This window comes from Kribbella yunnanensis, from assembly GCF_039529655.1.
In the GTDB taxonomy this organism is placed as follows: domain Bacteria; phylum Actinomycetota; class Actinomycetes; order Propionibacteriales; family Kribbellaceae; genus Kribbella; species Kribbella yunnanensis.
In genome coordinates this window covers 182,212-205,292 of sequence record NZ_BAAANF010000004.1, presented here as the reverse complement: position 1 = coordinate 205,292, position 23,081 = coordinate 182,212, and the positions used below count along the sequence as shown (strand labels likewise).

23 protein-coding genes are annotated in these 23,081 nt (G+C 67.6%); 8 read left to right on the top strand and 15 right to left on the bottom strand.

All coding sequences use genetic code 11. The features are described 5' to 3' along the window. Positions 1-17 precede the first annotated feature (17 nt). On the top strand, positions 18-1,073 hold the full coding sequence (locus ABD231_RS07850; protein ID WP_344147288.1) for a GDSL-type esterase/lipase family protein: 1,056 nt from the start codon (positions 18-20) through the stop codon (positions 1,071-1,073). Here ABD231_RS07850 and ABD231_RS07845 read toward each other — a convergent pair. Both ABD231_RS07845 and ABD231_RS07840 read right to left on the bottom strand, forming a co-directional pair. Next, positions 1,063-1,746 (bottom strand): class I SAM-dependent methyltransferase, encoded by a 684-nt coding sequence (locus ABD231_RS07845; RefSeq protein ID WP_344147285.1) that lies wholly within the window; start codon positions 1,744-1,746, stop codon positions 1,063-1,065. The genes ABD231_RS07850 and ABD231_RS07845 overlap by 11 nt on opposite strands. Next, positions 1,743-2,870 (bottom strand): aminotransferase class V-fold PLP-dependent enzyme, encoded by a 1,128-nt coding sequence (locus ABD231_RS07840; protein WP_344147282.1) that lies wholly within the window; start codon positions 2,868-2,870, stop codon positions 1,743-1,745. The genes ABD231_RS07845 and ABD231_RS07840 overlap by 4 nt, the downstream gene beginning before the upstream one ends. 26 nt (positions 2,871-2,896) lie before the next feature. Between ABD231_RS07840 and ABD231_RS07835 the strand changes: the two genes are divergently transcribed. From ABD231_RS07835 to ABD231_RS07825, 3 genes are all read left to right on the top strand, one after another. Then, positions 2,897-3,649 (top strand): glycerophosphodiester phosphodiesterase family protein, encoded by a 753-nt coding sequence (locus ABD231_RS07835; RefSeq protein WP_344147279.1) that lies wholly within the window; start codon positions 2,897-2,899, stop codon positions 3,647-3,649. 189 nt (positions 3,650-3,838) lie between these two features. Beyond that, positions 3,839-5,212 (top strand): MFS transporter, encoded by a 1,374-nt coding sequence (locus ABD231_RS07830; RefSeq protein ID WP_344147276.1) that lies wholly within the window; start codon positions 3,839-3,841, stop codon positions 5,210-5,212. Positions 5,213-5,278: 66 nt separating this feature from the next. Beyond that, positions 5,279-6,157, top strand: coding sequence for a hypothetical protein (locus tag ABD231_RS07825; RefSeq protein ID WP_344147274.1), 879 nt, complete (start codon positions 5,279-5,281; stop codon positions 6,155-6,157). Here ABD231_RS07825 and ABD231_RS07820 read toward each other — a convergent pair. The 10 genes from ABD231_RS07820 to ABD231_RS07775 form a co-directional block, all read right to left on the bottom strand. Further along, positions 6,154-7,578, bottom strand: a complete 1,425-nt coding sequence (locus ABD231_RS07820) for a polysaccharide lyase 6 family protein (protein ID WP_344147271.1) — start codon at positions 7,576-7,578, stop codon at positions 6,154-6,156. The genes ABD231_RS07825 and ABD231_RS07820 overlap by 4 nt on opposite strands. Positions 7,579-7,589: 11 nt before the next feature. Next, the gene (locus ABD231_RS07815) at positions 7,590-8,453 is read right to left on the bottom strand and encodes an AraC family transcriptional regulator (protein ID WP_344147268.1); all 864 of its coding nucleotides are present in this window, start codon (positions 8,451-8,453) and stop codon (positions 7,590-7,592) included. Further along, positions 8,450-9,871 (bottom strand): polysaccharide lyase 6 family protein, encoded by a 1,422-nt coding sequence (locus tag ABD231_RS07810; RefSeq protein ID WP_344147265.1) that lies wholly within the window; start codon positions 9,869-9,871, stop codon positions 8,450-8,452. Before ABD231_RS07810 ends, ABD231_RS07815 begins: the two co-directional genes overlap by 4 nt. 7 nt (positions 9,872-9,878) lie before the next feature. Continuing rightward, on the bottom strand, positions 9,879-10,736 hold the full coding sequence (locus ABD231_RS07805; RefSeq protein WP_344147262.1) for a carbohydrate ABC transporter permease: 858 nt from the start codon (positions 10,734-10,736) through the stop codon (positions 9,879-9,881). After that, entirely contained in the window at positions 10,733-11,692 is a 960-nt protein-coding gene (locus tag ABD231_RS07800) for a carbohydrate ABC transporter permease (RefSeq protein ID WP_344147259.1), read from the bottom strand. Before ABD231_RS07800 ends, ABD231_RS07805 begins: the two co-directional genes overlap by 4 nt. Continuing rightward, positions 11,689-13,014: a sugar ABC transporter substrate-binding protein gene (locus ABD231_RS07795; RefSeq protein WP_344147256.1), complete on the bottom strand. Its 1,326-nt coding sequence runs from the start codon at positions 13,012-13,014 to the stop codon at positions 11,689-11,691. Before ABD231_RS07795 ends, ABD231_RS07800 begins: the two co-directional genes overlap by 4 nt. Before the next feature lie 88 nt (positions 13,015-13,102). Next, on the bottom strand, positions 13,103-13,630 hold the full coding sequence (locus ABD231_RS07790; RefSeq protein WP_344147253.1) for a hypothetical protein: 528 nt from the start codon (positions 13,628-13,630) through the stop codon (positions 13,103-13,105). 13 nt (positions 13,631-13,643) lie between these two features. Further along, entirely contained in the window at positions 13,644-14,873 is a 1,230-nt protein-coding gene (locus ABD231_RS07785; RefSeq protein ID WP_344147249.1) for an ABC transporter permease, read from the bottom strand. Continuing rightward, complete coding sequence (locus ABD231_RS07780; protein ID WP_344147246.1) at positions 14,873-15,565, bottom strand: ABC transporter ATP-binding protein; 693 nt, start codon at positions 15,563-15,565, stop codon at positions 14,873-14,875. The genes ABD231_RS07785 and ABD231_RS07780 overlap by 1 nt, the downstream gene beginning before the upstream one ends. Continuing rightward, positions 15,562-16,890 (bottom strand): efflux RND transporter periplasmic adaptor subunit, encoded by a 1,329-nt coding sequence (locus tag ABD231_RS07775; protein WP_344147243.1) that lies wholly within the window; start codon positions 16,888-16,890, stop codon positions 15,562-15,564. The genes ABD231_RS07780 and ABD231_RS07775 overlap by 4 nt, the downstream gene beginning before the upstream one ends. 235 nt (positions 16,891-17,125) lie before the next feature. Here ABD231_RS07775 and ABD231_RS07770 point away from each other — a divergent pair, with 235 nt between their 5' ends. From ABD231_RS07770 to ABD231_RS07755, 4 genes are all read left to right on the top strand, one after another. Further along, entirely contained in the window at positions 17,126-17,497 is a 372-nt protein-coding gene (locus ABD231_RS07770) for an RNA polymerase-binding protein RbpA (RefSeq protein WP_130385606.1), read from the top strand. A gap of 93 nt (positions 17,498-17,590) precedes the next feature. Beyond that, positions 17,591-18,160: a TetR/AcrR family transcriptional regulator gene (locus ABD231_RS07765; protein ID WP_425554154.1), complete on the top strand. Its 570-nt coding sequence runs from the start codon at positions 17,591-17,593 to the stop codon at positions 18,158-18,160. Continuing rightward, entirely contained in the window at positions 18,157-19,329 is a 1,173-nt protein-coding gene (locus ABD231_RS07760) for a GDSL-type esterase/lipase family protein (protein WP_344147232.1), read from the top strand. Before ABD231_RS07765 ends, ABD231_RS07760 begins: the two co-directional genes overlap by 4 nt. Before the next feature lie 44 nt (positions 19,330-19,373). Beyond that, the gene (locus ABD231_RS07755; protein ID WP_344147229.1) at positions 19,374-19,940 is read left to right on the top strand and encodes a Uma2 family endonuclease; all 567 of its coding nucleotides are present in this window, start codon (positions 19,374-19,376) and stop codon (positions 19,938-19,940) included. Between the two features lie 166 nt (positions 19,941-20,106). Here the strand turns inward: ABD231_RS07755 and ABD231_RS07750 are convergent, their stop codons facing one another. From ABD231_RS07750 to kal, 3 genes are all read right to left on the bottom strand, one after another. Continuing rightward, positions 20,107-20,649: an FxsA family protein gene (locus ABD231_RS07750; protein WP_344147226.1), complete on the bottom strand. Its 543-nt coding sequence runs from the start codon at positions 20,647-20,649 to the stop codon at positions 20,107-20,109. A 49-nt stretch (positions 20,650-20,698) separates the two neighbouring features. After that, complete coding sequence (gene lnt / locus ABD231_RS07745; protein WP_344147223.1) at positions 20,699-22,261, bottom strand: apolipoprotein N-acyltransferase; 1,563 nt, start codon at positions 22,259-22,261, stop codon at positions 20,699-20,701. Positions 22,262-22,690: 429 nt separating this feature from the next. Further along, the gene (gene kal, locus ABD231_RS07740; RefSeq protein ID WP_344147220.1) at positions 22,691-23,080 is read right to left on the bottom strand and encodes a 3-aminobutyryl-CoA ammonia lyase; all 390 of its coding nucleotides are present in this window, start codon (positions 23,078-23,080) and stop codon (positions 22,691-22,693) included. Position 23,081: the final 1 nt, after the last annotated feature.

The following is a 23,081-nucleotide window of genomic DNA, read 5'->3' as shown; positions in this document are numbered from 1 at the left end:
GCTGGGACAGTGCTCGCATGCGACGCTTCCTGGCCGGGCTGTTGATGCTGCCCGCTCTCCTCCCCTTCACTGCCGCCGCTCCGCAGACGGCGGTGGCCGCCGACCCGGTGAAGATCATGCCGCTGGGATCGTCGACGACCGCGGGCAGCATCCCGGGCGGTTATCGGACGGATCTGTACTGGATGCTCACGAGTTCGGGGCAGCCGGTGGACCTCGTCGGCTCGATCACCGATGCGACGCCTGCGAATCTGCCGGACCGCAATCACGAGGGTCACGGTGGGTGGGTGATCGACCAGCTCACCCAGGTCGCGACCGAGCGGATGCAGACCTATCAGCCGGACACCGTCCTGCTGCACGCCGGCGCCAACGACGTGCTGCAGAACCTCAACCTGGCGACCGCGCCGGCCCGGCTCGAGAACCTGATCCGGACCTTGTACGCCGTACGTGCGGATCTGGCGGTTTATGTGTCGACTGTCGGGCCGATGACCGAGGCGGGGGCCAACGCGCGGGCGGCCGCCTTCAACAACCAGCTCCCGTTTGTGGTCGGCAAGTTGGCCGCCGAGGGAAAGAAGGTCCACTTCGTCGACAGCCGGGGCGCGCTCGCCGCGACTGACGTGATGAGCGACGGCATCCACCTCACCCACAGCGGCAACACCAAGCTGGCCGCGCAGTGGTACGCCGCTCTCCACGGCTCACCAATCATCCGCTTCGAGGCCGAGACCGCTGTGTTCGCCGGGAAAGCACACAGCGCGGTGACTCCTTTGGCCTCGAACAACGGCAAGGCGGGGTGGATCGACGACGCCACGAGTTCCGCGACTGTCACGGTCAACGCGCCGTACGCCGGGAACTTCCGGGTGTTCATCCGTGGTGGGAACGGGACGGGTGGTCCGTGCTCACACAACCTGAGCGTGAACGGCGCAGCCGCGGTGGTGGTCGACTACCCGTCGTACGGGTGGGAGGCGTGGACTCAGCGAGCCCTCGACGTCAACCTGAAGGCTGGTGCCAACACCTTCAAGTTCACCTTCCGAACCTGCTTCGCCGAACTCGACTCAATAGACCTCGTCACGGCCTAACCGGTTTGCGCACCAGCGCATAAGCCTGCGGCTGCTTCTCACCCCACTCAGGCGCGTGGGTGAGGGTGGCCACCTCCTCGAAACCAGCATCAGCCAGGAGCGTCGCCACGTCCGCCGGCTCCTGCAGGTAAACGTCGAGGTCGACGGGATGGCCATAAGCCGAGGCGAGGTGGTAGCTCGCGGCACCCGACCCAGACCCGGTGGTGAGGCGATCGGCGCCCGCCCCAGATCCGGCGCCGGGGGCCGCCTTGTAGCCGTACACCAGGTGTCCACCCGGCTGCAGCACCCGGTATACCTCGGCGAACGCGGTTGGCAGCTCGTCGCGGGTTGTGTGGACGAGCGAGTACCAGAGGAGGGCGCCAGCCAGCTCGTCGTCCTTCAGGTCCAGGTCGAAGATCGAGCCGACCTCGAACCGCAGGTCCGGGTAGGCCTCGCGGGCTACCGCGATCATGCCTGGAGTTAGGTCGATGCCGAACACGTCCAGACCGGCCGCCGCGAGATGGGCCGTGATGCGGCCGGTGCCGCAGCCGAGGTCTCCGATCGGGCCGGGCTGCACGGTTTCGGCGAAGTAGCTGAGCATCATGCGCTCGGCGACACCCTTGGCGACGAAGTCCTTCAGTCGTTCGTGGTAGTCGGTGGCCGCGGCGTTGTACGAAGCTTGGATATCGTTCACCCGAGGACTCTAGGTAGGCCCTCCGACAGTTTCCGGTAGCACTCGGGAGTGTTGTAGGCGTGCGCGGAGAGCCGAATGTACGAGCGGCCCTCGAAGCCAGTGAGCGTGATCTCGATCTGCAGCTCGCGCGACACGTGCTCCTTGAAGGGTTCGGCGTCGGTGACCACCATCGGCAGCTCGACCAGTCGCAGGGTCGGGGCCGGGTTGGCCACCTCACCGACCGACGTACCGAGCGCCTTCGCGACCAGACGTGCCCCTTCCTCGAGCATCGCGGTGATCTGCGGCCGCCGTACCGACCATTCCAGATCGGCCAGCACCCGGAGTGACTCCGGCGCCGCGATCCAGGCGGCGTAGTCCTGCGTGCCCTGCATGTCGAACCGCTCCGGCAACCGCTCGTCGTACTCGGACCATGAAGTGATCAACGGGTACGACGCCTCGCGCCACCGCTCGGCCACCACCAGCCCGGCCGTCGCCCGCGGCGCAGCCGGCCACTTGTGGAAGTTGCCGGTCCAGAAGTCAGCTCCATCGCCGGTCGGTGCGTCGATCAGCGCAGGCGCGTGCGCACCGTCCACGATGACCGGTACGTCGCGATCGTGCGCAAGCTCGACCAGTCGTGCAACCGGCAGGATCGTCCCGGTCGCAGCGCTGATGTGGTCGACGAGCAGCGCCGACGCGCCCACCAGCGCGGGTTCGATCAGCGCGATCACCGTGTCGACGTCCGCCTGCATCGGCAGGTCGACCACCAGCAGCTCCGCACCCCGTGCCCGCGCAACTCGCTCGGCGGCGAACCGGGAGGCGCCGTACACATGGTTAGTAGTGACGATCCGGCTACCACTCGGGATCGGCACCGTGGCGAACGCGGCGGTGATGCCGGCGCTCGCGTTCGGGACGAGCGCGAAGCCGTCCGGATCGGCCTCCAGGAACGCCGCGAGCTCGAGGCGGGCGGCGGTCAGCCGGGCGGGGACGGAGCGGAACCACACCATCGGGTTCGCCTCGGCCTCGGCGCGCAGCGCGCTCAGGACCTCCTGGGTACGGCGCGGGACGGCGCCCCACGAGCCGTGGTTCAGGTGCACCACGTCGGGGTCGAGGGTCCACAGGTCTGGGCGGGGGCTGAGTACCGTCACCAGCCAAACGGTACATAATTCCTGACGTGTACCCCTACCTCGACCACGACGGTCCGATCGCCATGGCGCACCGCGGCGGCGCCAAGCACCCGGACCTGATCGGCTACGAGAACTCGCTGCACGCCTTCGAGCACGCCGTCGGCCTCGGCTACCGCTACCTGGAAACCGACCTGCACGCGACGAGCGACGGTGTCGTGATCGCGTTCCACGACGACGTCCTCGACCGGGTCACCGACCGGACCGGCGTGATCGCCGAGCTGCCGTGGTCGGAGGTCAGCCAGGCCAAGATCAACGGCCACGAGCCGATCCCCCGCCTCGACGACCTGCTCGAACACTTCCCCGACATCCGGTTCAACCTCGACATCAAGGCCGAGAACGGCCTCGCCCCGGCGGCCGACGTACTGCGGTCCGCGAACGCGATCGACCGGATCTGCGTCTCGTCGTTCTCCCAGTCCCGCGTCCGCCGCATCCGCAAACTCCTCGGCCCCCGCCTCTGCACCGGCTACGGCGACCTGGAAACCGCACTCCTGCGGTTCCTCCCGATCGCGCTCCCGTCCAAGGGCGCCTGCCTGCAAATCCCCGAGAAGTACAAGTCCCTCCGCGTCCTCACCCCCGGCCTGATCGACCGCGCCCAGTCCGCCGGCAAGCAGATCCACGTCTGGACCGTCGACGACCCCGCCACCATGCGCCGCCTCCTGGACGCCGGCATCAACGGCCTCATCACCGACCGCACCGACCTCCTCCGCGACGTCCTCACCGAACGAGGCCAATGGCCCTAACGACAGGAGGTGTCCCCGATTCGGGGCCACCGGCCCCGGACACAGGCGTGCGGCGGCGTATGCGTAGACAACTACGTCCTGTCCTTGTGCATCGCAATAACCAGGGCGGGCTGGCGGCGGCTGACGCGGCAGGGTCACGTTCCTGACAAGGTCCTCTTCTTGGTCCCGGGAAGCTGCCACACTCTGCGCATGGGACTTCTCTCCGCCCCCGCCGGAGTCGACAAGCGGGAGTACTGGGGCTTCAGCCTCTACGACTGGGCCAACTCCGGGTACGTCACCACGGTCGGCACGGTGCTGTTCGCGCCGTACCTGACGTCGGTCGCCGAGACAGCAGCCTGCGGGTACGTCGGTACGTCGGACAAGCCGTGTCACACCAATCTCGACGTACTCGGGCTCGGGATCTCCCCCGGCTCACTCGCCTTCTACGTGGTCACGGTCGCGACCCTGATCTCGGCGTTGTTCCTGCCGGTGGTCGGCGCGATCGCGGACCGGCTTGAGCGCAAGAAGCTGCTGATGTGCGGCTTCGCGTGGGCGGGTGCGCTGGCGGCGTGCTGCATGGTCTTCGTCGGCGGCGGTCGATGGGAGCTCGGGGCGCTGCTGCTGTTCATCGGCAACCTGTGTCTGGGTTCGTCGATGGTTGTGTACGACTCGATCCTGATCGACATCGCACCGCCCGACGACCGCGACGACGTCTCGTCGCGCGCCTGGGCGTTCGGGTACCTCGGCGGCTTCATCCTGCTCGCGATCAACCTCGGCGTCGTCACCGCTCACGACGCCCTCGGCCTCAGCCAGGGAACCGCAGTCCGGCTCAGTCTGCTCAGCGCCGGCCTGTGGTGGGGCGCGTTCACGTTCTTCCCGTTCCTCAAACTCCGCAACCGGCCGCCGACGAACGTCGTACCGGTGCGCAGCGGCAGTCTGTTCAAGCAGAGCTTCGGTCAACTCGCCGCCACGCTCACCCACATGCGCGCCTACCCGATGACCCTGCTGTTCCTCGTCGCCTACCTGTTCTTCAACGACGGGATCCAGACGGTCATCTCGGTCTCCTCGACGTACGGCGAGAAGCAGTTGGGGTTCGAGACGCAGATCCTGATCATGACCATCCTGCTCGTCCAGTTCGTCGCCTTCTTCGGCGCCCTCGCCTTCGGCCGCTTCGCCCGCCGCTTCGGCAGCCAGCGCACGATCATGGGCGGCCTGGTGCTCTGGATGGTCATCGTGATCGCCGGCTTCCTGCTCCCCGAACGCCAGGTCGTCCCGTTCCTCGCGATGGGCGTCGCGATCGGCATCGTCCTCGGCGGCACCCAGGCCCTGTCCCGCTCAGCCTTCAGCCAACTCATCCCGGAAGGCCGCGAAGCCGAGTACTTCTCCCTCTACCAAGCAGGCGAACGCGGCACCTCCTGGCTAGGCACCCTCGTCTTCGGCCTAGTCCACCAAATCACCGGCTCCTACCGCCCAGCAATCGTCGCCCTAGGCCTCTTCTTCCTAGTCGGCCTAATCCTCCTCACCCGCGTCGACATGCGCCGAGGCATCGACGAGGCCGGCAACACCCAACCCACCGTGATCTGATGCCGATGGGCAGGTCGCGGAGATTCTCATCGATTTGGAGTTACAGTCCCACAGCACCGGCACTGTATGAGTGAACCACTGACCTGCCGGTCGCTTCCTGAGTTTCTGGAGCAGCGGTTTCCGGACTACCTGATCGCGATCTGGGCTGTCCGGGTATTGAAGTACTCCGAGGGTGCGACCGCGGATGAGCTGATCGGCGAGGTGTTCGTGGATGAGATCTTCGCGGATGGGCTGAAGAGCGACGACGAGACTCTGCTGACGGCGTGGTTCGAGGTGGTGGAGCTTGGGCTGGGGAGTCCGGATGAGCTGCTTCGGGGGATCTTTGCGGAGCACGTCCTGTCGATCATGTTGTTGCGGGATCGGCGGGCGCGGGCGGCGCAGGACTTGGCTGGGCCGCTGCTGGGGGCGAGCCTGGACGACAGCGCCGGCAGTTCGTGGCGGACGCAGGTTGGTGGGTTCGGGCCGGACGAGGTTGAGCCGCCGGCGCGCGTCATGCTGAGTGGGTATCTCTTCCGGGGCGAGTTCTTCTGGCATTCCGGTCGGTACTTGGCGGACCGGAGTGGTATCGCCACGACTGAGCCTTTCGCCAGGGTTTCGGCGGAGGCTGGGGCCTACGCAATGGGAGTGGCGGTGGCGAAAGCGCTCGATTGCTTGTCGGGCACAACTGATGACGACCCTCGGCACGAGCTGGAGAAGTTCCTCGCTTTCGCGGGCGGCATCGACTGGACCACCTTCTACCGCGAGTCGCTCGAGATCGGGCTGCACGGTAGCCCGGACTCGTACGAGATCTCGCTCTATGTCATTCACAAGGCGAACTACGGCACGCCGGAGATCGTCCGAGGGCAGGACGATCCGGTGGTGGTGCCCGATTGGCGTGACGCGGCCGAGTTCGGTGCCGCCGTCCTGAGGGCTTTCGGGGCGGCGACGACCGAGATCACGTACTAGACCGCGGTGGGGCCTACGTCCGCCGCCGCTAGGGGGCGGCGGGTGGGGGTGGCGGTTGAGTATTCGTCGGCGCCTACGTCGTACGGCGCGGTGCGGGGATGGCCGTCTAGGTCGTCGGTTACTCGGGTGGAGTGGTTCGCGCTCACCGCGTTGATGGCGGCGCTGCCGGAGGCGAGGCGGTAGACGCCGTCGGAGTTCGACGTGAGTTTGGGGTCCGCTCGAGTGAAGCCGGAGGTCGGGATGGTGCCGTTGGAGGCGGAGCCCCAGAGGATGTTGCCGGAGAAGGTGATGCCGGACTGGTAAGGCAGGTTGGTGAGCGAACCGCTGGTGCCTACGAGGAGGTTGTCGCGGATCTGGCAGGCGAGCGGCTGGACGGTGCGGTTGCTCTCGCCGTCGATGCCGGAGCCGTTGTTGCGCACGGTGTTGAGGACGATGACGACGCGATCGGGGGCGTCGTTGCCCTTGCGATCGTCCTCGGACTCGCCGGGGGTGTGGTCGCGTTCGCTGCCGGAGCCGAGGATGATGCCGGCGCTGTCCACGCTGTCGACGTAGTTGTTCACGATCAGGTGATCGTTGCCGTAGATGCGGATGCCGTTGTCACCGGCAAAGATGTAGTTGCTCTCGACGCGGTTGTTGTTGCCGTGGCGCAGCACGATGCCGCCGACGGACGACCGGACGGTGTTGTAGCGGATCGTGTTGCCGGACGATTTCACCGAGATCGCCTCGGGGTCGCCGTTGCAGCGCTCGAACAGGTTGTACTCGACGGTCGCGTCGGCGTCGGCCAGGGCGCGGCCGCTGGTACCGAGGCGGATCGGCTCGCCGCCGTTCAGACCGCTGAAGGTGTGGTCGCGGAAGTGGTTGCGCAGGATGTAGGTGCGCTGGGCAATGGTCTCGTTCTGCGGGTCGTTGTTCGAGGGACCGTCGATCACCAGGTAACAGCCGACGGTGGATTTGTCGCGGAAGATGTTGCGGTCGATCTTCACGTCGTCACCTCGTACGACGACCGAGTGGCTCGCGGCCGAGCCGAGGGCGAACTCGTTGCGGGTCAGCCGGATCCGATTCGAGCCGGCGGCGAGATCCAAGGAGCTGGTCTGCTTGAACACGAACCCGCTGATCGTGATGTTCGACGAATGAGAGAACACGAAACTCTTCGAGCCGGTCAGCGTCACTCCGCCGCGGCTCTCGGCCTGGATGGTGATCGGCGAGGTGGTGGTGCCGTTGCGGCCGGTGATCGTGATGCCGCTGGAGCCGACGGCGTACGAGCCGTTGGCCAGGGTGATCGTGGTCCCGGCGGTAGCCGCGTTGATGGCCGACTGCAGGGCGGCCAGCGAGGTCACCGTAGCGGCTTCGGCCGATCTGACCACGACGGCCGTGGCGCCGATCGCGCCGACGGCGCCGGCCAGGAAGGTGCGACGTTTCATGACAGATCTCCTCAACTGCGTGGGCGGTACAGCTTTCGGTAGGCGCTCGGGGTGACCGAGCTGACCTGACGGAAGACCTTCGAGAAATACGACTGGTCCATTCCGACCGCGGCGGCGATCTCTTCCATCGGGCGGTTCGTGGTGGTGAGCTCACGCTGAGCCCACTCGATCCGGGTGCGCTTGATGTACTGCTTGGGCGACAGACCGAACTCGGTCCGGAACCGGCGGACGAAGGTCGCCAGATCCTGCCCGAACTGAGCGGCCAGCAACTCGACCGTCAGCGGGTTGCCGAGGTTCTGCTGGATGTACTGCACAACGCTGGTCTCGCTGGTCTCCTGGTGCGCGAGCCGGATCGACCCGGGCGGCGCGCTGTCCAGGTAGTGCGCGAACAGCGCGGTCAGCGCGGACCGCACCCGCAACGGCGTGGCCAACCCCGGCGGGTCGCGATCGGCCGCGCCGACCTGTTCGAACAGGCACGCGGCCTCGTCCGGCGACTTACTCGGCACGATGTACGGCAACGTCAGCACCTCGCCGATATCGCGCTCACCGATCTGCGCCGAGAAGTGCAGCCAGTGCTTGCGGAACACGTTGTCGCTGATCGTCTCGTACGACACCGGCACCTCGGCCGGGAGATAACACAGCTCCCCCGGCTTCGGGAACAGCTCCTGGTCCCCCACGACCAGCCGGCCCTCGCCCTCGAGGATCAGGTAGAGCCGCGAGAACGGGTCCGGCACCAGCGGCCGCGACCAGCCCCGATGCACCTTGGTGATCCGGGCCGCGACAACGAGATCCAGCCGGAGCCGATCCAGCTGGGTCCGGATCAACTCCTCGTCCCGGCGGCTCGCCACGGTCTCGGCCGAGGGCGTCGTACTCATGCGGAGTGCGGTCCGACATCGCCGGCGGTCAACGGACGGCGGCAGTGCGCCCGGCGCGAGTACTCGTCGGCCCCCACATCAGCCCGGCCGGTACGGCGGTCGCCGTCAAGGTCGGTGTCGATATCGGGGTAGCTGCGGGTGGCGGCGTTGATCGCCGGACTCCCCTTGGCCAGCCGCCGAATGCCATCCGGACCGGCCACCAGCCGCGGATCGGCCCGGCGGAACCCGCCGACAGGCGCGTTCCCGTCCGTAGCCGCGCCCCAGTGCAGATTGCCCGACCAGGTGACGCCGTCCGGGAACGGCATGTTCATCAACTGCCCTCGATCGCCCATCAGAAGATTGTCGGTGATCGTGCAACCCAGCGGCGGGAGGGTCCGGTGACTCTCCCCGCTCACCGCGTTGTCACAGTCGAGAACCGTGTTCAATGCGATCTGTACGCCGTCGGGCGCGTCGTTGCCGGTCCGCGACGTCGGCGGCTCACCCGGGTAGTGGTCGCGGACGTTCCCGCTCCCGAGCACGACCGCCGTACCGGCGATGTTCTCCAGGTAGTTGTTCACGATCTGGTGGTCGTTGCCGTAGATCCGGATCCCGTTCTTGCCCGCGAGTAGGTAGTTGCCCTCGACCCGGTTGCCGTTCCCGTGCCGCAGCACGATCCCGCCAAAACTGTTGCGGATCGTGTTGTGCCGGATCACGTTCCCCGACGACTTGACCGAGATCGCCTCGGGATCGCCGTTCGCGCGCTCAAACAGGTTCGACTCGATCAGCGCGCCCGCCGTCGAGAGCGCGCGCGGACTAACGCCCAGCCGAATCGGCTCACCGCCATTGTCACCAGGAAAGCTGTGGTCGCTGAAATGATTGCGGTAGACATGCACACCCTGCGCCATCTGGTCGGACCCGGCGCCCTCGATGCCAAGGTAGATCCCGAGCGTCGTCTTCCCGTGGAACGCGTTGTGGTCCAGCGTCGTGTGGTCGGCCCGCACCATCACCCAGTGCACACCGGCGATGTCGGCCAGCTGGAAGTCGTTGCGGGTGAGCCGGATCCGGCGACAGTCCGGCGGCAGCTCGAACGTCGTACTCTGCCGGAACGCGAACCCCTCGATCGTGATGTCCGACGCGCCGGTGAGTACGAAGCTCTTCTCACCGGTCAGTACGGCGCCACCTGTCGACTCCGAGCGGATCACGATCGGCCGGTGCGGGCGTCCGCGCAGGCCGGTGATCGCGATCGGCTGCCCGGCCGGTACCTGGTAGATGCCGTCGGCAACGGTGATCACGGTGCCCGGTCCCGCCGTACCGAGGGCTCGGCGCAGTTCGTCAAGTGAACGGACGTGCCGACGGTCCACCGCTGCGGCGGGGCGGACACCGGCGGTACTCAAAGCGACTCCAGCAGTGGCGGTAGCCAGAAACGTACGGCGATTCATGCGAGTCTCACCCTTTCAATGCGCCAGCGGTCAGGCCGCGGGCGAAGGAACGCTGGAAGAACAGGAAGACCGTCACCGACGGCAGCAGGGCGAGCAGCGAGGCCGCCATCACCACACCCGGGGTGACCACCGGGTCGATCCGCAGCGTCCGCAGTGCCAGCGGCAGTGTGTACGAGTCGGAATTCGTTGCCACCAGCAACGGCAGCAGGTACTGATCCCAGATCATCGTGAAACCGAAGACCCCGATCACACCGAGCGCCGGTTTGCACAGCGGAAGGATGATCTGCCCGAAGATCCGGAACTCGCCGGCCCCGTCGATCCGGGCCGCCTCCTCCAGTTCGCGCGGCACATCCTTCATGAACTCGGTCATCACCAGGATCGAGAACGCCCACGCCCCGAGCGGCACGATCATCCCGGCCAGCGTGCCCATCAGGTTGAGGTGGACCAGCGGTACGTCGGCCAGCACCAACGTCAGCGGCAGCGCGAGGATCTCCTCGGGCAGCATCATCGTGGCCAGGATCGCGACCATCACCAGCGTCATCCCAGGGAAGATCTTGCGGGCCAGCGCGTACCCGGCCAGTACCGAGACCGCGACCTGCAGCAGCAGCCCGAAGCCGACCACGAAGAACGAGTTCAGCAGATACTTCAGTACGCCGTGATCGAACGCGACCTTGAAGTTCTCCAGCGTCGGGCTCTTCGGGATCACGCTCAGCTGGGTCGGATCCGAGACGTGGTTGAACGAGCTGACCAGCAGCGCGAGCAGCGGTCCGGCGAACACGACGAACAGGCCGGTGTAGATCACCGTCCGCGCCACGCGGGCCGCGGGCCTCTTGCTTTCAGTGAGGCCGAGAGCAGTGTCGGTCATGCGACTCGCCTCCTTCGGAGCAGCTGGACGCAGACAGTCAGGACGAGCGTCGCGAGGAAGAGCAGTACGGCGCCCGCGGACGCGATCCCGAGCCGGTTCTGCTCGAAGCCGAGCTTGTAGATCAGCGTCATCAGGACCTCGGTCGAGCCGTTCGGCCCGCCGTTCGTGAGCAGGAAGACCTCGGTGAAGGCTCGGAACCCGCGCACAGCCGCAAGCACGAACAGGATCGCGAACACCGGCCGCAGCCCCGGCAAGGTGACGTGCAGAATGCGCTGCTTGGTCGAGGCGCCGTCGACGACCGCCGCCTCGTACAAGCCACGGTCGATCCCGGCCAGTCCGGCGAGGAAGATCATCATGTCGTACGGCGCGCCTCGCCAGACCCCGGTCACCACGATCGACGCGAGTGAGGTGTCCGGGTCGTTGATGAACCCCGACGGGCCGAGCCCGACCAGCCCCAGCACCTGGTTGAGCAGACCGTCCCCGGTCGGGTGGTACATGATCCGCCAGAGCTCGGCGACCACGGCGATCGGTACGACGACCGGCAAGAACGCCGCCGATCGGATGAAACTGAGCTTGCGGGTCTGGCCCTCCACCAGCAGCGCCAGCACGAACCCGAGCACCATCGATCCGGCGGTCTGCCCGACGGCCAGCACGATCGTGTTCCAGGTCGCCGACCGGAAGCCCTCCGACGACAGGATCTCGCTGTAGTTCGCCGACCCCACCCACAGGTTGCCGAGGTAGGGCCGCACCTCCTGCACCGACATCGAGATGGCCTGGGCCATCGGGATGAACTTGAAGCAGAGGAACAGGATCAGCGCCGGGGCCAGGAACAGCCACGGGATCCACCAGGAACCAGTGCTGCGGCCGAGGCGGCGCGACGGAGTCCGCCGCGCCACCCCTCCTGCCGCGAGCGGCTCCCGCCCCGCCGGTCGGGCCTCCGCCTCACGGACACTCACGATGCGCCGATGCCCTGCTGCTTCAGGGATTCGGCGAGTTTGCCGTCGAGCTTGGTCAGCTCGGCGGCGACATCCAGGCTGCAGTCGGCGATCAGCGCGTTCACCGTGTCGGCACTCGCCTGCCGGACCGGCGTCCAGTTCGGGATGCTCGGCGCGTACCGGCTGTGCTCGCGGTAGACGTCGGCGTACACCTTCCAGCGCGGGTCCTTGCGCACCGAGGTGACGTCGACGCTCTTGTTCACCGGCAACTGCACGTTGAAGGCCTTCTCGCCGGCCATCCCGAGCTTCTGCGCCTCCGGCGAGATGATGTACGACGCCCACGCGTTCTGCCCGGCCTCGTTCTTCGACCCGGCCATCAGGTAGGCGCTACCGCCTTCGGCCAGCACCGTCGAGTCCCTGACACCCTTGGGAACCGGGACCACCTCGTACTTGTCCTTGCCGAGGCTCCCGTCGAACCGCGGCATCAAGTACGGACCGACGACGTACATGCCGGCCCGGCCGGACTCGAACGACTCATTGGTCGGCGGCGTGTCCATCGTCGCCGCGCCGGGCTGGATGACCTTCTCGGTGCAGGCCAGGTCGCGGAACCACTTGGTCGCGGCCACCGACTCAGGCGTGGACATCGCCGGCTTGTACTTCCCGTCGGCCTGCTTGGCGATGAAGTCGCCGCCTGCGCCCCAGAGGAAGTTCGAGAAGTACCAGGAGGCATAGCCGCGCTTGGTCGAGCCCGGTACGGCGAGTCCGGCGGTGTCGTTCTTGCCGTTGCCGTCGGGGTCCTTCGTGGTGAACGCCTTGGCCAGCGCGACGAACTGGGTCAGGTCGGTCGGAGCCGGCAGACCGACCTTCGCCCGCCAGTCCTTGCGGATCAGCAGTGCGGACGCCTGCGCGGAGTACGGGACGCCGTACATCTTGCCGTCGCCGGACTTGGCCGCGGCGAGGGCGGACTCGAGGAGCTGGTCGCTGTTCTTGATGGCGGCCGGGTCGACTTCGCGGACGATGCCCTGGGTGACCATCGTGCCGAGCTGGGACGAGTCGTTCATGACGATATCCGGCAGGTCCTTCTGCGCGGCGCGCTGGGACAGCTTGGTCTCGAAGTCGTCGAAGATCGCGGTGACCTCGATCTTCTGGCCGGTCGCCTGCTCGAAGGCGGCGGCCAGCTTCTTCATCCCCTTCTCGCCGTCACCACCGGGGGTCGTCCGCGTCCACAGCTCCAGCGCGGCCTTCGGATCCTGCTCGGTCTTGGCCGCGCCGGTGTTCCCGCAACCCCCGACGGCCAGGGCTGCCCCCAGCCCGACCGCCACCCACTTCAACGTCCTAGACATCCCGCCCACTCCCAAATTTGTACTTTTTGCACCTCATTTCGTCGGAAGATAGCGCTTTCCAAGGGAGTGGGTCAATGACTGGCCGAGATCAGCGCGAGGGTGTCGCGCCCGGCGTACGGAAGCCGCCGGCCGGGAAGGTGCCGCCCTGACGGACAGAACTGGCCGTCACCGAACCGTCGGTGTTCTGGCCGGTGACGACGACCTGCTCGCCTGCCTTGAGGTCACTAGCCTTGCCTTTGGCGGTGATCTCGAAGTCGGTCTCGCCGGTCAGTTTCACCGTCACGTCACCGCTCTGGGTCTTCACGACCAGCTGGGAATCGGTCGCCGAAACGACCGTGCCGACGGTGGCCCCAGCTCCCTGACCGCCCTGGCCGCGGAATCCCCCGCCGTACCCGCCCCCAGGACCGCGACCCGCCGCGGTCTGCTGCGGAGTGCTGTCGGACGCGAAGGCCGCGTGCAGCCCGGCACCACCGGCCAGGCCGATCGCGAGAACCACCACACCAGCCAGTACGGCGGTCGCGGTCGGCAGGCTGAGTGTCTTCTTCGGCTGCAGTGCCGCGTCGACCTCTTCGTCGGACCCGATCTGGGCGAACTCATCGGGCGTCTGGTTACTCATCGGGTAGTGCCTCTCACTCGTGACGTAGTGCGTCGATGGGACGAAGACCGGCGGCTCGGTGCGCCGGCATGCTGCCGAAGAACAGGCCGACCGCGGCGGACACGCCGAGGGCGAGCGCGATCGACGACGGGACCAGGACCGGGGTGACTCCGGCCAGCTGGAACTGGGTCATGATCAGCGCGGCCGCCACTCCGACGGCGCCGCCGATCAGGCTGAGCAGGGTGGCCTCGATCAGGAACTGACCGAGGATCGTCCGCCGCCGGGCACCGAGCGCCTTCCGGATCCCGATCTCCCGGGTCCGCTCGGTGACGGTGACGAGCATGATGTTCGTGACCCCGATCCCGCCGACCACCAAGCTGATCGCGGCGACCGTGGCCAGCAGCGCGGTGAAGGTCGCCGCGGTGTCCTGGCTCGTCTGCAGGATCTGCGCCGAGTTGGTGATCCGGAACGGTGAGGTCGTGGTCGCCGGAACCTGATGCCGCGCGGTCAGCAACTGCGTGACCTCGGCCTGCGCCAGGTCGACTCGATCCTTGTCGGCGGCCTGGACGACGATCTGACTCAGCGCGCCGTACCCGGCCTGGGTCGCGCGCAGCGTGCTGATCGGGACGATCGCGGTTGCGTTCGGGTCGTTGAACCCGGTGCTGTCCTTACTGGCGAGCACACCCCGTACGACGAAGTCGACCGCGCCGAGCTTGACCGTCTGACCGACCGCGGCCTGGGCGCGTCCGAACAGCTCGGTCGCGGTGGTCTGCCCGAGCACGATCACGCGCTCGGTCGCGTCGACGTCCTCCTGGGTGAACGACTCCCCGGAACCGACCGGCGTGTTGGTGGCCGGGAGGTACGCCGGCGTCGTACCGATCACCTGGTTGATCGTGTAATTGGTGTCGCCGTTGGTCGCCGTACCGGAACTGGTCATCACCGGGGCGACCGAAGCCACGTCCGGGGCGAGGCGGCGATCGGCGAGCGCGGTGGCGTCGTCGAGCGTGAGCGCGTACTGCTGCGCCGACGGACCAGCCTGGCCGCGGGCGAACCCTCCGCCTCCACCGGAGGTCGAGACCGTGAGCAGGTTCGTGCCCATCGCCTCCAGGCGGCTCTGCACCGCCTTCCCGGAACCGTTGCCCACCGCAACCAGCACGATGACCGCTCCGACTCCGATCGAGACCCCGAGCACGGTCAGCAGGGAGCGCAGCTTGTTGGCGCTGAGGCCGCGCAGGGCGGCCCCGAAGAGATCGCGAGGTGACATCAGCGGGTCACCTCGTCGACGACGATCCGGCCGTCGGCGACCTGAATCAGCCGGCGCGCCCGGGCGGCGACGTCGTTCTCGTGGGTGATCACCACGACGGTCCGGCCTTCGGCGTTCAGCTCGTCGAACATGCCGAGGACCTCGTCGGTCGAGTGCGCATCGAGGTTGCCGGTCGGCTCGTCGGCCAGCAGGATCCGCGGGCCGGTGGCCAGGGCGCGGGCGATCGCGACCCGTTGCTGCTGACCGCCGGACAACTGGTTCGGGCGGTGACCGGCTCGATCCGAGAGGCCGACGAGTTCGAGGGCACGGTTGGCTCGCGTACGGCGTTCTGCGCGGCGCAGGTGGGCGTAGGTGAGCGGGAGCTCGACGTTGGCCAGCGCGGTCGTGCGCGGGATCAGGTTGAAGGACTGGAAGATGAAACCGATCTTGCGGCCGCGGACGAGAGCCTGCTGATCCTCGGTCAGCCCGGCGACGTTGCTGCCGTCGAGGAAGTACTCACCGCGAGTCGGCACGTCGAGACAGCCGAGGATGTTCATCAAAGTCGATTTGCCGGAACCGGACGAGCCCATCACGGCGACGTACTCGCCGGCCTCGACCCGCAGCGAGACACCCCGAAGAGCGTGTACGGCGGTCTCCCCCGCGCCGTACGTCTTGGTGACCCCACGGATGTCGATCAGGGCGTCAGCGCTCACCGGTTGCCACCGGCGTTGCGCTGAACCGGGAACTGACCGCCACCTGCCGGGAACTGGCCGGGGACTTGGCCGGTGCGGCCCTGGCCGGTCTGCCCGGTGCCGCCGCCGATCGTGCCCTGCAGGAGCTCGACCTGGTCGCCCTCGTTCAGCCCGGTCTTGATCTGGGTGAAGCTGCCGCCCTTGATGCCGATCTCGACCTCGCGGCTGGTGCCGTCGGCCATCGTCACGGTGTTCGTCGTACCGCTGGTGACGACCGCCGTACTCGGGACGTAGAGCACGTTGGTCGCTTTGGCGGTCTGGACGGTGACGTTCGCGGTCTGGCCCATTCGGGCGTTCGCGGGGAGCTTGGCCAGCGAGAAGGTGGCCGAGTACGAGACCACGCCGTTGGTGGTGGTCGGGGTCGGCGAGACCGAGGCCAGGGTCGCGGTGAGGTTGGTGCCGGGTTCGGCGTTCAGGGTGACGGTGGCGGACTGGCCGGCTTTGATCTTGATCGCGTCGGCTTCGGGGAACGCGGCCGAGACCTGGAGGGCCTTCAAGTCGGAGATGTCGGCGAAGCCCGTGCCGGCGGCGGACGTCGTACTGGTGGAGGTTGACCCTTGACCTGAGGTCGAGCCAGAGCCCGAGCCGCCGGTGCTGCCTGAGCTTGAACCGCTGCTCGACCCGGCGACCGACCCGACCGAGCCGTTGATCGCGGTGATGGTGCCGGCGATCGGCGCCTTCAGTGTGGTCGCGGCGACCGCGGACTTGGCGGCCACGACGTCCTGGTCGGCCTGCTCCTTGTCTGCCTTCGCCCGGGCCAGCGACGCCTCGGCGTTGCTGACGGCAACTTCCGGGTTCTGCGTCTGGGTCTGACCCTGTGCCTGAGCTTGACCTGTCGGCGTGGGTGAGGCGGACGCCTCGTCGGCGGCCTCCTTGGCGTCCTCGGCGTCGTCGAGCGACTCCTCGGCCGCTGTGACGGAGTTGGCCGCGGCGATCTGGTTCTGTTCGGCGATCCGCAGCTGCCGCTCGGCCGAGGCCGGGTCGACCTTGGCGATCGCGGCCCCCTTGGCGACCACCTGGCCGACCTTGACCAGGATCTGGGTGACCGTGCCGGAGGTCTCGAACTGCGGCGAGGCCGTCTGCGAACTGGCCAGCGTCCCACTGGAACTCACGCTCGCGATCACGTCGCCGCGGGTCACTGCCACGCTCGGGCGGGTCGCTGCCGCGGAAGGTTGATCGCTGCGGAAGAACAGGAAGTACGCCGTGACGGCGATGGCGGCGACGATGGCCACCAGGGCCACATTGAGCAGACTGAGGCCACGGAGTTTGTGGCGGGGTAGCACCATGGGACCTGAAGCTAGAGACGGTTGCTGAGGAAGTAGTGCCTGCTTCCTGGCAACTGACTGTGAACTTCGCGCGTCAGTAGTACGGGTGCCCGCGACACACCGTGATCTGTGCACGCCTGATGACAGCGGGTCATGACGGTGCTGTCAGGTGCGTACATATCGCTCGGGCATGCCAAAATGGGAATGATCCGGGCCGGCCGACCGTTGGCACGGATGACGATCTCGGAGGTTTGACATGTCTAATCGCGTACTGCGTGGTTCGGGGCTGGGTGGGGTCAGCTTCGAGGATGACCGCGGTGTCGAGTTCGCGCCGCGCCAGATGATCACGTACGACTGCCCGCGCGGTCACGTGGTCGAGGTGACGATGGCGCACGACGCCGAGGTGCCCGCGATCTGGGAGTGCCCGCACTGCGGCAGCGAGGCCGCTCGCTCGACCGGTGAGAAGCCGGAGCCGAAGCAGGAGAAGCCGGCCCGCACGCACTGGGACATGCTGCGCGAGCGCCGGAGCATCTCGGAGCTGGAGGAGCTGCTCGCCGAGCGCGTGGACCTGCTCCGCAAGGGTGAGATCGGCCCGGCGCACCTGCACCGGACCAAGCGCACCGCCTGACGTACTGCTGAGGAGCCCGGGTCGCAATGGCGCGATCCGGGCTTCTTCATGAACTCATTTGCCTAAAGCCTTTAGGTTTGCCCATAATGAGTTATGGCAAGAGTGGGTTTGACTCCGGACCGGCTGGCCCGGGCCGGCGCCGAGCTCGCGGACGAGATCGGCTTCGACCAGGTCAGCGCGTCGGCGCTGGCCCGGCGGTTCGACGTCCAGGTCGCGAGCCTGTACGCGCATGTCCGGGGCGCTCACGACCTCAGGTCGCGGATCGCTCAGGTGGCCCTCGACGAGATGGCCGATCGCGCGGCTGAGGCGGTGGCCGGGCGAGCCGGCCGCGATGCGCTGGTGGCGCTGGCCACGGCCTACCGCGACTACGCCCGCGAACACCCCGGCCGGTACGCCGCTTCGCAGTACCGGGTCGATCCCGGCTCACCCGCGGTGGACGCCGGGCGACGGCACTCCGAGCTGACCCGCGCCGTACTGCGTGGCTACCACCTGGATGAGCCGGCTCAGACGGACGCGATCCGGCTGCTCGGCAGTGTCTTCAACGGCTATATCGGCCTTGAGCTGGGCGGCTCGTTCGCTCACTCCTCCCCTGCCAGCGACGAGAGCTGGCCGCGCATTCTCGACGCCCTCGACCTACTTCTCCGGAGCTGGACCACGTCATGATCACCACCCCCATCACTCTCTCCCTGCTGCGTGGCGTAGTTGAGCTCACGCAGTCCGACCGTGGTCTGGTACCGCACCGGCTGCCTGGCTGGGCGCGACGCCAGTACGACGACCCGCAGCTCGCCGGTGCGGAGTCGCAGCCGTCGGGCGTGCGGCTGGCGTTCCGCACCCAGGCGAGTGTGATCGAGCTCGACGTGGTCGCCACCAAACGCGACTACGTGGGCGCTCCCCCACGCCCAGACGGCGTCTACGACCTAGTGATCGACGGCACGCTCACCGCCCAGGAAACCGCCGAAGCAGGCGACGTGATGACCGTCGACCTGCTGGCCGGAACCGCCGACGTACGCCGGGGTGAGCCCACAACCGTCCGCTTCGCCAACCTGGGCGACGCGGACAAGACGGTTGAGCTCTGGTTGCCGCATGACGAGACCACCGAGCTGGTCGCGCTGCGGACCGACGCTCCGATCTCACCCGTCGCGGCTGATGGTCGTCGTACCTGGGTGCATCACGGCAGCTCGATCAGCCACGGGTCGAACGCCGCCAGTCCGACCGGCACCTGGCCGGCGCTGGCCGCGGCGCAGGGTGAGGTGGAGCTGATCAACCTCGGGTTCAGCGGCAGCGCGCTCGTCCAGCCGTTCGTCGCGCGCACGATCCGCGACCTCCCGGCCGACCTCATCAGCGTGAAGCCCGGCATCAACGTCGTGAACACCGACGCCTTGCGGCTGCGCACGTTCATCCCGGCGGTGAACGGCTTCCTCGACACGATCCGCGACGGCCATCCGACGACACCGCTGCTCGTCATCTCGCCGATCCTGTGCCCGATCCACGAGGACACCCCCGGCCCCACTGGTTGGGACCTGGCCGCCCTCGCCGAAGGCCGCCTGGCCTTCACCGCCGACGGCGACCCCGCCGACGTACCGGCCGGCAAACTCACCCTCACCACCATCCGCGCCGCCCTCGCCACCATCGTCGCCCAGCGCGCCACCACCGACCCCAACCTGCACTACCTCGACGGCCGCGACCTGTACGGCGACGCCGACACCCCCGCTCACCCGCTCCCCGACGACCTCCACCCCGACGCGGAATCCCACCGGCTGATGGCGACCCGCTTCACCGAGCTCGCCTTCACCGGGAAAGGCCCCTTCGCCGTACCTCCCCAGGTACGCTAAGGAAGGTAGTGGTGTTGCCGTCGCGGATCCGAGGGAGGTGCGCCGTGGCCGTTGACATGGTCGCTCCGGCGTGGATGCACACGCAGATCACAGCCGAGCAGTACGACTCGTGGACCGCCGAGCAGTGCGCCGGCATCGAGATCGTGGACGGGATAGTCGCTGTGGCGCCGAGTGCCTCCAAACGTCACAACCGGATCGCTCGTCTGCTGGCGAACGCGCTGGATCAGGCGGCCGGTCCGGAGTGGAATGCGGACACCGACTTCGATGTCCGGCTGCAGGACTCACCGCTGACGAACCGGCGCCCGGATGTCGTCGTCTATCGCGCAGACACCATCGACATCTCCCCCACCCGACCCGAGCACGTGCTCCTGGTCGTCGAGGTCGTCTCCCCCGGCTCAGAAACCACCGACCGCATCGTCAAGGTCGACCAGTACGCGAAGGCCGGTATCGGCTTCTACTGGCGGATCGAGCAAGCCGCCACCGGCCTCCCGATCGTCTACACCTACGTGCTCGATCCGGCGAGCCAGAGCTACCGCGACACCGAGGTCTTCACCGGCGAGATCAAAACCGCCGTACCGTTCCACATCTCGGTAGACCTCGCCGTCCTCTGAGCAGCTCCGGCACCCCGCCCGCCCGCGCCACCACTGGTGGCCGGAGACACCTTCCGTTGGCCGGAGACCCAATGCCACAGGTCTCACGCCATCACTTCCTGTCTCGCGCCACCACTGGTGGCCGGGGCGGCTTGGGATAGCAGGGGGTGCTGGGAAGGGGGTTGGGCTACTTCGGCGGGTCGGGGTCGATGACTTCGCCCTGTACGACGTTGTCGGCCGACGAGCGTGGTCCGGTGGGACCGGTCGGTGGGCCGAAGCCGACGAAGCCTGGGCCGTTGGAGCCGGGTGTTCCGGGGCCGAAGCCGGGGACTCCGCCCAGGCCGCCTAGGCCGTTGGCGCCCAGCTGGGTGACGCGGCGACCTAGGAAGGCCGTGAGGGCGCGACGGGCTAGCGGCCGGGTGAACGGGAGCACGAAGAAGAAGCCGAAGATGTCGGTGACGAAGCCTGGGGTGAGCAGCAGGGTGCCGCCGATCAGGACGAGGGCGCCGTCGGCGAGTTCGCGACCGGGCATCTTGCCGGTCTCGAAGGAGGACTGGAGGGCGGCCCAGGCGCGGCGGCCTTCGCGTTTGATCAGCCAGGCGCCGAAGGCGCTCTCGGCGACCAAGAGGGCGATCGTCGGCCAGCCACCGATCACCTGGCCGACCTGGATGATCACGTAGATCTCCACGATCGGCACCACGAGCAGCGCGAGCGCCACCAACCAGCCCATGTTCTACCCCTCTCCTGCTTCAGCCCAGGATACGGAGTCGGACCAAGCGCTAGACGGGAACCTTCTGCCGTGCGGGCTTGGCCGCCGGCGGCTCGTGCGGGCGGGCCGGGCGGCGGGTTGCGAGCGCCAGCACGATGCCGAGCAGGCCGAGGCCGGTCAGGATCCATTGCGGCCAGGCGCCGAGCCGGATCGCCAGCGTCTTGCCGTCGCGGACCGGGACCTTCGCGACATAGACATCCGAGACGAACTGGCCGGACTTGTGCTCGACCTTGCCGTTCGGCTGGATGACACCGGAGATGCCGCTCGTGGACGCGATGAGTACGGTCCGGCCGGTTTCGATCGCGCGCATCCGCGTGATCGCGAACTGCTGCTCCGGCTGACCAGTGCCGCCGTACGTCGCGTTGTTCGTCTGTACGACGAGGACCTGCGCCCCGCCGTTGAGGACGTCCGCGATCACGTTGTCGTAGGCGAGCTCGAAGCAGATCACGTCGCCGTAGGTGACGCCGCGGATCGGCACGATGCCGGGAACCTTGCCAGGGGCCGTCTGCCGGCCGACCATCTCCAGCCGCTTGATGTAGGGCAGCAGCTGCTCGCGGAACGGGATGTACTCACCGAACGGCACCGGGTGCCGCTTCGCGTAGACCTGGCCGGGTCCGGTCTGCGGGTCCCAGACGACACCAGTGGTCTGCCGCTCGTTCGGGCCGGGGCCTTCGAGGACCGCGCCGACCAGGATCGGTACACCGACGGCCTTCACGGCCTGCTCGATGTCCGCGCGGGTCTCGTCGTCCTTGAAGGGGTCGATGTCGGTCGAGTTCTCCGGCCAGATCACGATGTCCGGCTTCGCCTCGGCGCCGGCCTGGACGCGCTTCTCGAGTTCGAGGGTCGCGGTCAGGTGGTTCTTGGTGACGGTCCGGGCCCGGCCGAGGAACTCCAGCCCCTTGCCCGGCACGTTGCCCTGGACCATCGCCGCGGTCACGGTCTTGCCGTTGCCGTCGGTGGACAGGTTGATCAGCGCACTGCCACCGAAGATCGCCACGCCGGCAATCACGGCCAGCACCCGGATCCGGAACCGCGTCGCCTGCCGGAACACGACGTACACGAGGACACCCAGTACGGCGATGACGAAGCTCAGGCCCGGGATTCCGACGTACGCCGCAAGTCTGCCCAGCGGGGAATCCGAGAACGCCCAGGCGAGCCGACCCCACGGGAATCCGCCGAACGGTACGGACGCGGTCGCGAACTCGGTCGCGACCCACAGGCACGGGATCCACAGCGCCCACAGCTTGTGCCGGAAGACCCGTACGGCGAAGGCGCCGAAGACCGCGTAGAACAGACCCTCGAGGATCGACAGCGCGATCGCGGCGTCGCCGCCGATGACACTCAGCCAGGGAACGAGCGTCGCGTAGTACGCGATCCCGAAGCCGGCTCCGATCAGGAACCCGGCCTTCGAGGAGAGCTGAGCGCCGCTGAGGGCGGCGAAGAACAATGGCAGGGCGATGAACGCGAGCCATGGATGGGTGTGGGGTTCGAAGGCGTACCCGAGCGCGATACCCGCCGCCACAGCCACCACGATGCGCGGCAGCAACCGCCCCAGAGCCTTCAACCGGTCCACGCCGTCTCCCTAGTCCTCACCACCGGCACCACCGGCCGCGACAACTCTATCGGGACACAAAAGAGGAAAGAGGCTCGGCGCCCTTCGGACCAACTGCCGGATCACTGGATGCGAACCGCGCAGCTGTTGTCTACTGGGCGCCGAACCTCTTCCACCTCTGCCCCCGCGGGGGGCTAACCACCGGCGATCTCAGCCCCCGTCGACTCAAGCCTGGCACTGGCCTGGTCAGCGTCGCGGGATCATCCGGTGGCCGAACTCCGTGTGACCAATGGCCCAACGGGGTCTGACGACTCCCAAAACGATGCTCGCTGCCGACGATGGTGTCAACCTCTCCGTCGGCCTCTTTGGGTCGTTGTAACACTTTCGCCTGTCGTGCAAAGAGTTACACCTGTGTCACTCCACGTGACTGTTACCTAGGGCAACTATTCGTCACCCAACCGGTACGACGACAGTGCCCTTCGCGCGCGTGATCACAAGGGGTTCGGCGAGCACTTCGGCGGCCGATTCGGACCGGTCCGGCCGGCCGCGACAGACGACGTACGCGCTGAACTCGAGGTCGCGGCTGCGGGTGCCGACGCGGGTGATGGTGGCCTGCACCTCGACCACGTCACCGGCCCGCAGCGGCTGCAGGAACTGGACGTCGGAGTACGACGCGAACAGGCCCTCGTCGCCGTCGGCCTGGATGCACACCTCGGTTGCCACGTCACCGAACAACGCGAGCACGTAGGCGCCGTCGACCAGGTTCCCGGCATAGTGCGCGTGGCTGTACGGGACGTAGCGGCGATGCGTGACAGTCAGCCCGGTAGTTGCCTTTGACACC

What these genes read in the sequence shown, in the direction of transcription:
- ABD231_RS07850 (WP_344147288.1), top strand. Translation starts at nt 18, where the DNA reads ATGCGACGCTTCCTGGCCGGGCTGTTGATGCTGCCCGCTCTCCTCCCC.
- ABD231_RS07830 (WP_344147276.1), top strand. Translation starts at nt 3,839, where the DNA reads ATGGGACTTCTCTCCGCCCCCGCCGGAGTCGACAAGCGGGAGTACTGG.
- ABD231_RS07825 (WP_344147274.1), top strand. Translation starts at nt 5,279, where the DNA reads ATGAGTGAACCACTGACCTGCCGGTCGCTTCCTGAGTTTCTGGAGCAG.
- ABD231_RS07820 (WP_344147271.1), bottom strand. Translation starts at nt 7,578, where the DNA reads ATGAAACGTCGCACCTTCCTGGCCGGCGCCGTCGGCGCGATCGGCGCC.
- ABD231_RS07815 (WP_344147268.1), bottom strand. Translation starts at nt 8,453, where the DNA reads ATGAGTACGACGCCCTCGGCCGAGACCGTGGCGAGCCGCCGGGACGAG.
- ABD231_RS07810 (WP_344147265.1), bottom strand. Translation starts at nt 9,871, where the DNA reads ATGAATCGCCGTACGTTTCTGGCTACCGCCACTGCTGGAGTCGCTTTG.
- ABD231_RS07805 (WP_344147262.1), bottom strand. Translation starts at nt 10,736, where the DNA reads ATGACCGACACTGCTCTCGGCCTCACTGAAAGCAAGAGGCCCGCGGCC.
- ABD231_RS07795 (WP_344147256.1), bottom strand. Translation starts at nt 13,014, where the DNA reads ATGTCTAGGACGTTGAAGTGGGTGGCGGTCGGGCTGGGGGCAGCCCTG.
- ABD231_RS07790 (WP_344147253.1), bottom strand. Translation starts at nt 13,630, where the DNA reads ATGAGTAACCAGACGCCCGATGAGTTCGCCCAGATCGGGTCCGACGAA.
- ABD231_RS07785 (WP_344147249.1), bottom strand. Translation starts at nt 14,873, where the DNA reads ATGTCACCTCGCGATCTCTTCGGGGCCGCCCTGCGCGGCCTCAGCGCC.
- ABD231_RS07775 (WP_344147243.1), bottom strand. Translation starts at nt 16,890, where the DNA reads ATGGTGCTACCCCGCCACAAACTCCGTGGCCTCAGTCTGCTCAATGTG.
- ABD231_RS07770 (WP_130385606.1), top strand. Translation starts at nt 17,126, where the DNA reads ATGTCTAATCGCGTACTGCGTGGTTCGGGGCTGGGTGGGGTCAGCTTC.
- ABD231_RS07765 (WP_425554154.1), top strand. Translation starts at nt 17,591, where the DNA reads ATGGCAAGAGTGGGTTTGACTCCGGACCGGCTGGCCCGGGCCGGCGCC.
- ABD231_RS07760 (WP_344147232.1), top strand. Translation starts at nt 18,157, where the DNA reads ATGATCACCACCCCCATCACTCTCTCCCTGCTGCGTGGCGTAGTTGAG.
- ABD231_RS07750 (WP_344147226.1), bottom strand. Translation starts at nt 20,649, where the DNA reads ATGGGCTGGTTGGTGGCGCTCGCGCTGCTCGTGGTGCCGATCGTGGAG.